We start from the raw sequence: 11076 nt of genomic DNA, 5'->3' as shown, positions 1-11076 counted from the left end.
CCCAGTCGAGCCCGAGCCAGCGCATCCCCTCCAGGATCGCGTCGATCGCGGGCTGGGTGGAGCGGGCGCGGTCGGTGTCCTCGATCCGCAGCAGGAACCGGCCGCCATGACGGCGGGCGAACAGCCAGTTGAACAGCGCGGTGCGCGCGCCGCCCAGATGGAGGAAGCCGGTGGGCGAGGGCGCGAAGCGGGTGACGACCGGTCCGGAGTTGTCGGTTGCGCCCAAGCGTGGCTGCTCCCAAGCTGCTGAGGATGGCGAGTTCCGCCCCTCCGGCCGCTAGCATGGGCCTGCCATGGCGGCAATTCCGCTGGCCGCCCGACGCGGCGATCGAGCGCTGGCTGGAGGCGGAACGGGACCAGCTGCCGCTCTGGCTGCCGGTGGCGCTGGGCGGCGGGATCACCGCCTGGCTCCTGCTGCCGGATGCGCATGGCTGGGCGGTGGCGCTGCTTGTGTGCCTGGCGGTCGGGCTGGGCGCGCTGGCGCTCGGGCGGCACGGGCGGCTGCTGCGCGCGATCGGCCTCGGGGCGCTGGCGGCGGCGCTGGGTGTCGCGCTGGTGTGGTGGCGGGCGGAGCGGGTCGCGGCGCCGGTGCTGGGTGGGCCGGCGCTGGCGACGTTCACCGCCGATGTCGAACAGGTGGAGCCGCTCGCCGCCCGCGGGCTGGTGCGGCTGACGCTGGCCACGCGACCGGGCGCGACGGATGACAAGCAGGGCGCGGTGGCGCTGCCGCCGCGGGTGCGGGTGAACGTGCAGGCGGAGGACGCGCCGGCGGGGCTGGCCGCGGGCGCGGTGGTGAAGCTCCGGGCGCGGCTGATGCCGCCCCCCGGCGCGGGCGTGCCGGGCGCCTATGACTATGCGCGCCAGGCCTGGTTCGACGGCGTCGGCGGCACGGGGCGAGGCTTTGCGCCGGTGACGATCGTGACGCCCGGGCGCGGCGGGGGCGGTCTGCGCGCCTCGCTGACCCGGCATATCACGAGCAAGCTGCCCGGCAGCCAGGGCGGCATCGCGGCGGCGCTCGCGACCGGCGACATGGGCGCGATCACGCAGGACGATTCGGATGCGATGCGACGCGCGGGGCTGGCGCACCTGCTGTCGGTCAGCGGGCTGCACATCACCGCCGCGGTGGGCGCGACGATGCTGCTGGTGATGCGGCTGCTGGCGCTCAGCGAATGGCTCGCACTGCGCGTGCGGCTGCCGCTGGTGGCGGGCGCGGCGGGGGCGGCGGCGGCGATCGGCTATACCGCGCTGACCGGCTGGCAGGTGCCGACGATCCGATCGTGCGTGGCCGCGCTGCTGGTGCTGGCGGCGCTGGCGATGGGCCGCGAGGCGGTGACGCTCCGGCTGCTCGCGGTAGGTGCGACGGCGGTGCTGCTGGTGCGGCCCGAGGCGCTGGCGGGGCCGAGCTTCCAGCTTTCCTTCGCGGCGATCGCGGCGATCATCGCGCTGCACGACCACCCGCGCGTGGCGGAATGGTTCGGGCCGCACGAGGAGGGGCGCTGGCCGCGGCTGGCGCGAGAGACCGCATCGTTGCTGCTGACCGGGCTGACCGTCGAGCTCGCGCTGATGCCGATCAGCGTCTATCACTTCCATCGCGCCGGCATCTACGGCGCGGCGGCCAACATCATCGCGATCCCGCTGACGACGTTCGTCACCATGCCGCTGGAGGCGCTGGCGCTCGTGCTGGACGCGGTGGGGCTCGGCGCGCCGGCCTGGTGGCTGACGGGCAAGTCGCTCCAGCTGCTGCTGTGGCTGGCGCATATCGTCGCGAGCGCACCGCACGCGGTGACGGCGCTGCCGTCGATGCCGGACGGCGCGTTCGGGCTGATGGTGGCGGGCGGGTTGTGGATCGCCTTGTGGCGGACGCGGTGGCGGCGGCTCGGCGTGCTGCCGCTGGCGGTGGGCGCGGGCTGGGCGCTCGCCACCCCGCCGCCTGACCTGCTGGTGACGGGCGACGGCAAGCACTTGGCGGTGCGCACGGCCGATGGGGGCCTGGCGCTGCTGCGCGATCGGGCGGGCGACTATACGCAGATGATGCTCGCGGCGAGCGGCGGGGCGGACGGCGAGCTGCCGCTGCTGGACGAGCAGAAGAACGCTCGCTGCAGCGACGACCTGTGCCTGGCCGAGGTGACGGCCGGCGGGCGGCGCTGGCGGGTGGCGGCGACGCGGAGCAGCTATCCGCTCGATGCGGGGCCGCTGTCGGAGCAGTGCCAGGCGGCGGACATCGTGGTGAGCGAGCGACGGTTGCCGCGAGGCTGCAGGCCGCGCTGGCTGCGGCTGGACCGGCCGGTGTTGGAGAAGTCGGGCGGGGTGGCGATCAGCTTGGCGGCGGGGCGGGTCGAGACGGTGAAGGTGGCGGGAGACCGGCATCCTTGGGCTTTGGCGGCGCAGCTGCCGCGGGCGGGCGGTGGCCACGAGCAGCGGGGTAACGGGCGAGGGCGGCGCGGCGGCAGCGGTGCGTATTACAGGGGCTGGCGGGAAAGAAGTGAAGGTGAGGAGCAGACTGGGTCTCGGATCGAGCGGTCGAGGCCCGTACGCCGTCACTATAACCTTTCCGATTGATTATGATCGGGAACGGTGCAGCGACTTCCGCCTGTCAGCAAACGTCCGCTGTCGCGAGGATACTTCAATTCAGCCTGGATCGGCCGACTTCTAGGCGCAAGATTTCACCGTCCTTGTAGCAGATACGCACTGCCAGTCCCTCACGAACCGGTCCCCCGTGTGACGAGGTCACATTGAAACCTCCGGTCACCATATAATCGGAGTAGCTAAAGTTGATCCCATTCACGTCAAATCGCTCGGTGTCATGCCCCGCCCAAAGCATTGGATGAAAATGCTCGACACGGCCCTCGACGATATGGCAATCATGGTCGCGGATTGAGCGTCGAGCATCGTACGCGTCCCCGACGATTGATACCGATGCTACAGTCATCCAGAATAAGCCAAATAGGAAAAGAATCAGCGGAAGAAACGCCGGTGCTTGAACGGGCGACGCGCGATCTTTTCCATCCATTCTGGCCTGAACACCATGGCGATGCCGACGGCGAGAAGTATTAGGCCTGGGAGGACGAACCACAGGTTACGATAGGGGTTTACCGCCGCACCGAATACAGTCACATAGCGCATGACCCGGTGATGCCTTTACAAAAACCCTCCGGCAACGTGCAATCTACGCGGTCTGTCGCCCCGAGGCAGGCCGTCGTCTAACCGCAAGCTTCCACCGTTCGGCCGTAACCCCCAATCTAATTATACCGCCGCAAAATCCCCGACAGTTTCCCCTGTATCCGCACCTGCGCCGGCGCATAGCGCTGGGGGTCATACGCCCGGTTGGCTGGGTCCAAACGGATCATCGCGCCTTCGCGGCGGAAGTATTTCAGCGTCGCTTCGGCGTCGTCGATCAGCGCCACCACGATCTCGCCGTCGCGCGCGACGTCCTGGCGCTTCACCAGCGCATAGTCGCCGTCGAGGATGCCGGCCTCCACCATCGAGTCGCCCGCCACCTCCAGCGCATAATGGTCGCCCTGCCCGAGCAGCGCGGCGGGGACGGCTAGGGTGGTCGCACCCTCGAACGCCTCGATCGGCACGCCGGCGGCAATGCGGCCGTGCAGCGGAATCTCGATCACGTCGTTGGCGGGCTGCGGAAGCTGGCCAAGTTGACGGCGCGTCACCGGCGAAGGCGAGGTGGCGCGCTTCTTCTCCGCCCGCTCGGGCATGCGCAGCACTTCCAGCGCGCGGGCGCGATTGGGCAGGCGGCGGATGAACTGGCGCTCCTCCAGCGCGGAGATCAGGCGATGCACGCCGGATTTCGACTTGAGCTCGAGCGCCTCCTTCATCTCCTCGAACGAGGGCGAGACGCCGGTCTCTGTCAGGCGATCGTTGATGAAGCAGACCAGTTCATGCTGCTTGCGCGTGAGCATCGCGGTTCTCCGTCGGAACGAACGCGGAACCTATATGGAACGTGGCAGCAGTCGTCAAGCGACGTCCAGGATCTCCGCCGAGTCGCCCGCGCGCGCCGGCGGCGCGTCGGCCGGACGCACGACGAGGCAGGTGGAACGCGCCAGCGTCAGCAGCATGGAGCTGTCCTGGATGGCGGACGCATAGACGCGGCCGTCGCGCTCGGCCGCGCGCAGGTAATCGGTGCGGCCGTTGTTGGCCGGCAGGTCCTCGCCGAGCACGCCGGGGCGCGGGCGCGGCAGCGGCTCGCGCGCGCCGGCGAGGTGCGCGATCAGCGGCTTCACGAACAACACGGTCGTGACGAACGCGGAGACGGGATTGCCGGGCAGGCCGAGCACGGCCGTGTCGCGCATCCGGCCCGCCATCATCGGCTTGCCGGGGCGCAGCGCGACGCGCCAGAAGTCGATCGTCGCGCCCGCGGCCTGCAACGCCGGGCGGACGAGGTCATGGTCGCCGACCGAGGCGCCGCCGGAGGTGACGAGCAGGTCGGCGTCGACCGCCGCGAAGGCCGCGCGGAGCGCGTCGAGGTCGTCAGGCAGGATGCCGAGGTCGATCAGCGCGACCGGCAGGTCGGCCAGCATCGCCGCCAGCATCGCGCGGTTCGATTCGGGCAGGGCGAGGCCGGGGACGGCCGCGCCAGGCTCGACCAGCTCGTCACCGGTCGCGGCGATCGCGACGCGGACCGGGCGGCGGACCGGCAGCGCGCCGTGCCCGGCCGTGGCGGCGACCGCGAGGCGGGCGGGGGTGAGGCGTTCGCCGGCGGCGACGAGCAGGTCGCCCTCGCTGAAGTCCAGCCCCCGACGGCGGGTGTTGCGGCCCGGATGCGCCGGCCCTTCGCCCGCGAGGCTGAGGTGCTCGCCCTCACGCGCGGCTTCTTCCTGGATCAGTACGGTGTCCGCCCCGTCGGGCATCGCCGCACCGGTGAAGATGCGCGCCGCCTCGCCCGGGCCGACCGCGCCGGCGAAGGGGCGGCCCGCCGCGCTCTCGCCGATCATCCGCCAGGGGCCGGGCAGGTCGGCGAAGCGGATCGCGTACCCGTCCATCGCGGAGAGATCGGCGGCGGGCTGGGTGCGGCGCGCGCGGATGTCGGCGGCGGCCCAGCGCCCCGCAGCGGCGCGCAACGGCGCGGTCTCGGGCGCGACGGGCTCGAAAAGTGCGAACAGGCGCGCCTGCGCCTCGGCGATGGGGAGGAGGGTCATGGCCGGTGCATGTAGCCCGTCACGGCCGCTCGCCCCAGGCGCGGCGGGTGGCGGGCTTGGCCATGTCCCACCAGGCGCGGGTGAGGACCAGGCGCACCCGCTCCGGGTCGGCGCTGCCGTGACGGACGAGGAGGCCGGGCCAGCCCTCATAATGGGCGGTCTGCCAGAAGGTGGCGGGGTCGGTCTCGATCAGCACCGCCCTTTCATCATGCGGGCTGCGGACGTGGAAGCTGCCGGGTTCGTGGCCGGTCGAGACGAAGGTCCGGCCGTCCACCTTCACCGCCGGCTGCCGGTAGGAGGTGGCGAGTTCGGTGCGGGGCAGGGTCAGCGCGAAGGCGGCGGCTTCGCCCCAGTCCTTCATCCCTCGCGCTCCTGCCGGCGGTCCGACCACCACGCCATCCGTTCCGCCACGCGCTTCTCGAAGCCACGCTCGGTCGGTTCGTAATAGGTCTGCGGGTCCATCCCTTCGGGCCAATAGTCCGCGCCGGAGAAGGCGTCGGGCGCGTCGTGGTCGTAGGCGTAGCCCTTGCCGTAACCGAGATCGCGCATCAGGGGTGTCGGCGCGCCGAGGATGTGCTTGGGCGGGGACAGCGAACCATGCGCCTTCGCCGACGCCCAGGCCGCCTTCTGCGCGAGATAGACGCGGTTCGATTTGGGCGCGGTGGCGAGATAAAGGCATGCCTGGACGATCGCGAGCTCGCCTTCGGGGCTGCCCAGGAAATCGTAGGCGTCCTTGGCGGCGAGGCACTGCTGCAGCGCCTGCGGGTCGGCGAGACCGACATCCTCCACGGCGGCGCGGGTGAGGCGGCGGAGCACGTAGAGCGGCTCCTCGCCGGCGGTCAGCATGCGCGCGAGATAGTAGAGCGCGGCCTGCGGGTCGGAGCCGCGGATGCTCTTGTGCAGCGCGGAGATGACGCCGTAATGGCCTTCGCGATCCTTGTCGTATACCGCGACGCGGCGCTGGAGAAAGCTGCCCAGGCCGGCGGGATCGAGCGGCTCGGCAAGCCCGGCGGCGGCGATCGTCTCCGCCTGGTTGAGCAGGAAGCGGCCATCGCCGTCGGCCGCGGCGACCAGCGCCTCGCGCGTCTGCGGCTGCAGGGGCAGCGGCCCGAGCAGCGCCTCGGCGCGCGCCAGCAGGCGCTCCAGCGCCGCCGCGTCCAGCCGATGCAACACCAGCACCTGCGCGCGCGACAGCAAGGCGGAATTGAGCTCGAAGGACGGGTTTTCCGTGGTCGCGCCGACCAGCGTGACCGTGCCGTCCTCGACATAGGGCAGGAAGCCGTCCTGCTGGGCGCGGTTGAAGCGGTGAATCTCGTCCACGAACAGCAGCGTGCGCTTGGCCGTCCGGGCATGGTCGCGCGCTTCGGCGAACACGCGCTTCAGATCGGCGACGCCCGAGAAGACGGCGGAAATCGCGACGAAGCGCAAGCCGACCGCGTCGGCGAGCAGGCGGGCGATGCTGGTCTTGCCGGTACCGGGCGGTCCCCAGAGGATCAGTGACGAGAGCCGGCCGGCGGCCACCATCCGCCCGAGCGCGCCGTCCGGGCCGGTGAGGTGCTCCTGGCCGACGACATCCTCCAGCCGTCGGGGGCGCAGGCGCTCGGCGAGCGGCGCGTCCGGCGGCGGCTCGGTCGACGCGGCGGGTGGATCGAAGGTGGCGAACAGGTCGGCCATCGCCCTGTTGTAGGGGCTTGACCGTCATTCGTCATGCCGCTCGTCCCGGCATCCACGTCGGTCTGTCGCCAACGCCCGACGGTTTGATGGCGAGGCCAGGCCTGGCGTGGATCCGGCACGAGGCCGGGATGACGGCAGGCAAAATATATCTTCAACCAACTCTTGATGAACCATCATTAAGATATATCTTGGCTGCATCGTGATACAGAGGAGACATACGATGTGGCATGGCATGCACGCCCGTCATTGCGGGCCGCGCGGCCGGCGCGATCACTGGGAGCAGTTCGCCGCGCGGTTCGCGGCCGGCTGGGAAGAGGCGCAACACGGCAGCGGCCGGGGACGGCGCGGGCGGATGTTCGATGGCGGCGAGCTCAGGCTCGTGCTGCTCAAGCTGATCGCCGACGAACCCCGTCATGGTTATGACCTGATCCGCGAGATCGAGGAGCTGACCGGGGGCGCCTATGCGCCGAGCCCGGGGGTGGTCTATCCGACGCTCACCCTGCTCGACGAGATGGGGCTGATCGAGGAGCAGCGGTCCGAAGGCGCGAAGAAGCGCTTCGCCGCGACCGATGCGGGCCGCCAGCACCTGGAGGAGAACCGCGCGCAGGTCGACGGGCTGATCGCGCGGTTGCGGGAGCTGGGCGAGCAGCGCAATCGCGGCGATCGTGCTTCGATCCGGCGCGCCATGGGCAATCTGCGCGTGGCGCTGCAATACCGGCTGGAGCGCGGCGACTGGTCCGACGACACGATGCACGACGTCGCGGCGCTGATCGACGAGGTCGCGCAGAAGATCGAGCGGCTGCGGTGAGCGCGGTCTTCGCGGCCATCGCGCGGGTGCCGACCGCGTCGGGGAGCCGCTACCTTCAGCAATTGTGCAAGCACTGGCAGCACGACATGCCCGTCGAGTTCACCGCCGAGCGCGGCACGGTGACGTTCCCCCGAAACGTCCGCGGCGCCGATCACCCCGGTGACGGCCTGGCGACGTTCGATGCCACCGCAGACACGCTCGACGTGCGTATCGACGCGACGTCGCCGGAACAGCTGGAGGGACTGAAGGGCGCGGTCGCCCGGCATCTCGACCGTTTCGCGTTCCGCGAAGCGCCGTTGGCGTTCGACTGGCGCGAGGCCTGATCTTTCCGGTTTGGGGCAGGATCACCCGGTCCCCATCACCTCCAGGTAGGTATCCACCACCTTCTGGTTGACCAGCTCCCAGCGATAGCCGGCCGCCTTGCGGTGGCCGGCCTCGCCCATTTGCGCGCGCAGGGCGGGATCGGTGATGATCCGCTGCAGCGCGTCCGCATAGGCGGCGACGTCGCGCGGCGGCACCAGGAAGCCGGTCTCGCCCGGCACGACGAGGTCCACCGCCCCCGTCGCGCGCGCGGCGACCACCGGCACGCCCGCCGCCATCGCCTCCAGCGTCACGTTGCCGAACGTCTCGGTCACGCTCGGATTGAAGAACAGGTCCATCGACGCGACGGCGCGGCCGAGATCGTCGCCCGACTGGAAGCCCGCGAACACCGCACCCGCCGCCTGCGCCTCGAACCAGGCGCGGGCGGGGCCTTCGCCGACCACCAGCACGCGATGCGGCACGCCGCGGCGGGTTAGCTCCGCCAGCACCTCGGCGAAGACCTCCAGTCCCTTCTCCTTCACCAGCCGGCCGAGAAAGCCGATCGCGATTTCGTCGTCGCCGATTCCGAGGTCGCGCCGCCAGCCGAGGTCGCGCCGATCGGGACGGAAGCGATCGTGATCGATGCCGCGCGACCAGATGCTGGTCGGCGTCGTCACACCCCAGCCGCGCACCACCGCCGCCATCGATTCGCCCGGCGGCATCACGCGATCGACCCGATTGTAGAAACGGCGCTGGATGCCGACGAACACCGGCGCCAGCACGCCGACATGGTAATAGCGGAGGTAGGTCTCGAACCGCGTGTGCAGCGACGCCACGCAGGGGATGTTCCGCCGGCGCGCCCAGCGGACGGCGCTGAAGCCGAGGAAGTCGGGGGCGGAGAGGTGGAGGACCTTGGGAGCGAAGTGTGCGAGATCGCGCCGCGTCGCGCGGGGCAGCCCGCGCGCCAGGCGGTATTCCCCCCGTTCGCCCGGGATGGCGATCGAGGGCACGCTGACGAGGTCACCCGTCGGTGCGAACGCCGGCGTGTCGGTGGTCGGCGCATAGACGCGCACTGCCGCCCCCTGCGCCAGCAGGTGGCCGACGAGCAGGTTCAGCGCCTGGGTCGGCCCGTCGCGCGTATAGTTGTAGTTGCCGCTGAACAGCGCGACACGAAGGTCGGAGGCCTGCATCGCCGCGTCTTAGGCGGGCCGTCGCGCGTTCGCCAACCGCAAGCACGAGGGAGCATGCCATGGCCGACCTGTCCGCCTTTCCGATCACGCGCCGCTGGACGCCCGCGCATCCCGACCGCATCCAGTATTACGGCATGCCGACGCCCAACGGCGTGAAGGTGTCGATCATGCTGGAGGAGACGGGGCTGCCCTACGAGGTGCACAAGGTCAGCTTCGCCGCCAATGAGCAGAAATCGCCGGAGTTCCTGTCGCTCAATCCCAACGGCAAGATTCCGGCGATCCTCGATCCCGACGGACCGGATGGCGTGCCGATCGGCGTCTGGGAGTCGGGCGCGATCCTGGTCTATCTCGCGGACAGGGCGGGCCGGCTGCTGCCCGCCGGCGGCGCGGCGCGCCAGGAGGTGCTGGGCTGGCTGTGGTGGCAGGTCGGCGGGTTGGGGCCGATCGCGGGGCAGCTCAACTTCTTCGCGCGGATGGGCGGCAAGGATTGGGAGGACAAGCGCCCGCGCGACCGCTTCGCCGATGAGGTGAAGCGGCTGCTCGGCGTGCTCGACGGACAGCTGGGCGGGCGCGACTGGATCGCCGGCGACTATTCGATCGCCGATATCGCCTGCCTGGGCTGGGTCCGCGCCGCCCGCACGGTGGACAAGGACGCCGGCCTGATCGGGTTCGACGCGTTGCCGAACCTGACTGCCTGGCTGGAGCGCGGCCTGGCCCGGCCGGCGGTGCAGCGCGGGCTGGCGGTGCCGGCCTAATCGAGCGCGCCGGGCAGCACCCATCTGACCGGCAGCGTATAGGTGGATGGCAGGGGCTTGCCGTCCTTGTCGCGCGGCGGTTTGAACTTGATCCGCATCGCCACCTTGCACGTGCCGTCATTGAGCGCGGTGCCGGCCGACGACACGATGCGGCAATGCTCGACCGCGCCCTCCGGCGTGATGTTGAGCAAGGCGATCACGCGGCCGTAGATGCCCTTCTGATAAGCCTCGGGCGGATAGGAGCCGGAGTTGAAATAGCGGGCCGGATTGCCCTCCAGCGGCTCGACCACGCGGCTCGCCAGCTCGTCGTCGATCCCCCAGGATTTCTTCAAATCGGCGATGCAGCCTTGCAGCGTGACGCGCGCCTTGTCCGGACGGACGATCTTGAAGGCAAGGCTCACGGGTTTGGCCTGCACGTCCAGCGTGTCGCCGTCTTTCAGCTGGTCGAGCAAGTCGCGCCTGGCCGTCAGGCGGGTGAGGCGCGTCCTGCTCTTGGCCGACCACACCGAATAATATTTGCCGGTGAACACCTGAGCGGCGGCCCCGGCATGTACCGTGAACGCCCCTTGATACTGCCGGTCGCTCTTGTCGGCGGTCGTGACGTAGAGTTCGAGGCCGCCGGTATCGAGCAGCGGCTGGAAGATCAGCGAGATCTTCTGATCGCCGGCCGGATAGCTGCGTTCCAGCAGGCACATATTCTCCTCGACATCGACGACCCATGGCCCGGCGGGCGCGAGCGCCGGAGCGGGCGTGACGGCGGCGAGCAACAGCGACGTGAACGGCACCGGCGATCCCTTTTGCCGCGAGCATGACATGGCCACCATCGACACGGCAAGCGGTGTTCCCCTCCCGTTCCGTTTCTGCTAGGCGTGCCTGCATGGCCAAACCGCAGAAACGCTATGTCTGCCAGGCGTGCGGCTCCGTCGGGTCGCGATGGCAGGGGCAGTGCGCCGACTGTTCGGAGTGGAACACGCTAGTCGAGGAGGCCGGGGCGGTCGTCACCCCCTTCCAGGCCAGGCACAATCTGCAGGGCGGCGGCCGGCTGGTCAGCCTGTCGGCGCTGGACGCGCCGGCGGCGCTGCCGGACCGGCGGTCGAGCGGGATCGCGGAGCTCGACCGGGCGCTGGGCGGCGGCTTTGTCGAAGGCTCGGCGACGCTGATCGGCGGCGATCCCGGCATCGGCAAGTCGACGCTGCTGC

General features: G+C 70.5%; 12 protein-coding genes and 1 pseudogene (1 of these 13 only partly in view). 5 read left to right on the top strand and 8 right to left on the bottom strand.

Features of this window, described 5'->3' with window-relative positions; genetic code table 11:
- Nucleotides 1-226 (bottom strand): annotated as a pseudogene (gene gltX, locus ACFE64_RS12920) (glutamate--tRNA ligase) (it extends 1169 nt beyond the left edge of the window).
- A gap of 56 nt (nucleotides 227-282) precedes the next feature.
- Between gltX and ACFE64_RS12915 the strand changes: the two are divergent.
- Nucleotides 283-2559, top strand: a complete 2277-nt coding sequence (locus tag ACFE64_RS12915; protein ID WP_375392872.1) for a ComEC/Rec2 family competence protein — start codon at nucleotides 283-285, stop codon at nucleotides 2557-2559.
- Nucleotides 2560-2955: 396 nt separating this feature from the next.
- On the opposite strand, the gene ACFE64_RS12910 is transcribed toward ACFE64_RS12915, so the two are convergent.
- From ACFE64_RS12910 to ACFE64_RS12890, 5 genes are all read right to left on the bottom strand, one after another.
- Nucleotides 2956-3123: a hypothetical protein gene (locus ACFE64_RS12910; RefSeq protein WP_375392871.1), complete on the bottom strand. Its 168-nt coding sequence runs from the start codon at nucleotides 3121-3123 to the stop codon at nucleotides 2956-2958.
- A 116-nt stretch (nucleotides 3124-3239) separates the two neighbouring features.
- Entirely contained in the window at nucleotides 3240-3914 is a 675-nt protein-coding gene (gene lexA, locus ACFE64_RS12905; protein WP_375392870.1) for a transcriptional repressor LexA, read from the bottom strand.
- Between the two features lie 54 nt (nucleotides 3915-3968).
- Entirely contained in the window at nucleotides 3969-5150 is a 1182-nt protein-coding gene (locus ACFE64_RS12900; protein WP_375392869.1) for a molybdopterin molybdotransferase MoeA, read from the bottom strand.
- Nucleotides 5151-5169: 19 nt separating this feature from the next.
- Entirely contained in the window at nucleotides 5170-5511 is a 342-nt protein-coding gene (locus ACFE64_RS12895; protein ID WP_375392868.1) for an MmcQ/YjbR family DNA-binding protein, read from the bottom strand.
- The gene (locus ACFE64_RS12890; protein ID WP_375392867.1) at nucleotides 5508-6824 is read right to left on the bottom strand and encodes a replication-associated recombination protein A; all 1317 of its coding nucleotides are present in this window, start codon (nucleotides 6822-6824) and stop codon (nucleotides 5508-5510) included. Before ACFE64_RS12890 ends, ACFE64_RS12895 begins: the two co-directional genes overlap by 4 nt.
- Nucleotides 6825-7044: 220 nt before the next feature.
- Here ACFE64_RS12890 and ACFE64_RS12885 point away from each other — a divergent pair, with 220 nt between their 5' ends.
- A complete protein-coding gene (locus ACFE64_RS12885) occupies nucleotides 7045-7632 on the top strand; it encodes a PadR family transcriptional regulator (RefSeq protein ID WP_375392866.1) in 588 nt (195 codons plus the stop codon).
- The gene (locus ACFE64_RS12880) at nucleotides 7629-7955 is read left to right on the top strand and encodes a DUF2218 domain-containing protein (protein WP_375392865.1); all 327 of its coding nucleotides are present in this window, start codon (nucleotides 7629-7631) and stop codon (nucleotides 7953-7955) included. The genes ACFE64_RS12885 and ACFE64_RS12880 overlap by 4 nt, the downstream gene beginning before the upstream one ends.
- A gap of 21 nt (nucleotides 7956-7976) precedes the next feature.
- Here the strand turns inward: ACFE64_RS12880 and ACFE64_RS12875 are convergent, their stop codons facing one another.
- Nucleotides 7977-9122, bottom strand: a complete 1146-nt coding sequence (locus ACFE64_RS12875) for a glycosyltransferase family 4 protein (RefSeq protein ID WP_375392864.1) — start codon at nucleotides 9120-9122, stop codon at nucleotides 7977-7979.
- 59 nt (nucleotides 9123-9181) lie between these two features.
- Between ACFE64_RS12875 and ACFE64_RS12870 the strand changes: the two genes are divergently transcribed.
- The gene (locus ACFE64_RS12870; RefSeq protein ID WP_375392863.1) at nucleotides 9182-9877 is read left to right on the top strand and encodes a glutathione S-transferase family protein; all 696 of its coding nucleotides are present in this window, start codon (nucleotides 9182-9184) and stop codon (nucleotides 9875-9877) included.
- Here ACFE64_RS12870 and ACFE64_RS12865 read toward each other — a convergent pair.
- On the bottom strand, nucleotides 9874-10662 hold the full coding sequence (locus ACFE64_RS12865) for an energy transducer TonB (RefSeq protein WP_375392862.1): 789 nt from the start codon (nucleotides 10660-10662) through the stop codon (nucleotides 9874-9876). The genes ACFE64_RS12870 and ACFE64_RS12865 overlap by 4 nt on opposite strands.
- A 92-nt stretch (nucleotides 10663-10754) precedes the next feature.
- Between ACFE64_RS12865 and ACFE64_RS12860 the strand changes: the two genes are divergently transcribed.
- Nucleotides 10755-11076: ATPase domain-containing protein (locus tag ACFE64_RS12860; protein ID WP_375392861.1), on the top strand; the 322-nt coding region annotated here is incomplete at its 3' end.

Source organism: uncultured Sphingomonas sp., assembly GCF_964250165.1.
GTDB lineage: Bacteria > Pseudomonadota > Alphaproteobacteria > Sphingomonadales > Sphingomonadaceae > Sphingomonas.
This window is presented reverse-complemented; position numbering and strand designations above follow the sequence as displayed.

What these genes read in the sequence shown, in the direction of transcription:
- ACFE64_RS12915 (WP_375392872.1), top strand. Translation starts at nt 283, where the DNA reads ATGGGCCTGCCATGGCGGCAATTCCGCTGGCCGCCCGACGCGGCGATC.
- ACFE64_RS12910 (WP_375392871.1), bottom strand. Translation starts at nt 3,123, where the DNA reads ATGCGCTATGTGACTGTATTCGGTGCGGCGGTAAACCCCTATCGTAAC.
- lexA (WP_375392870.1), bottom strand. Translation starts at nt 3,914, where the DNA reads ATGCTCACGCGCAAGCAGCATGAACTGGTCTGCTTCATCAACGATCGC.
- ACFE64_RS12900 (WP_375392869.1), bottom strand. Translation starts at nt 5,150, where the DNA reads ATGACCCTCCTCCCCATCGCCGAGGCGCAGGCGCGCCTGTTCGCACTT.
- ACFE64_RS12895 (WP_375392868.1), bottom strand. Translation starts at nt 5,511, where the DNA reads ATGAAGGACTGGGGCGAAGCCGCCGCCTTCGCGCTGACCCTGCCCCGC.
- ACFE64_RS12890 (WP_375392867.1), bottom strand. Translation starts at nt 6,824, where the DNA reads ATGGCCGACCTGTTCGCCACCTTCGATCCACCCGCCGCGTCGACCGAG.
- ACFE64_RS12885 (WP_375392866.1), top strand. Translation starts at nt 7,045, where the DNA reads ATGTGGCATGGCATGCACGCCCGTCATTGCGGGCCGCGCGGCCGGCGC.
- ACFE64_RS12875 (WP_375392864.1), bottom strand. Translation starts at nt 9,122, where the DNA reads ATGCAGGCCTCCGACCTTCGTGTCGCGCTGTTCAGCGGCAACTACAAC.
- ACFE64_RS12870 (WP_375392863.1), top strand. Translation starts at nt 9,182, where the DNA reads ATGGCCGACCTGTCCGCCTTTCCGATCACGCGCCGCTGGACGCCCGCG.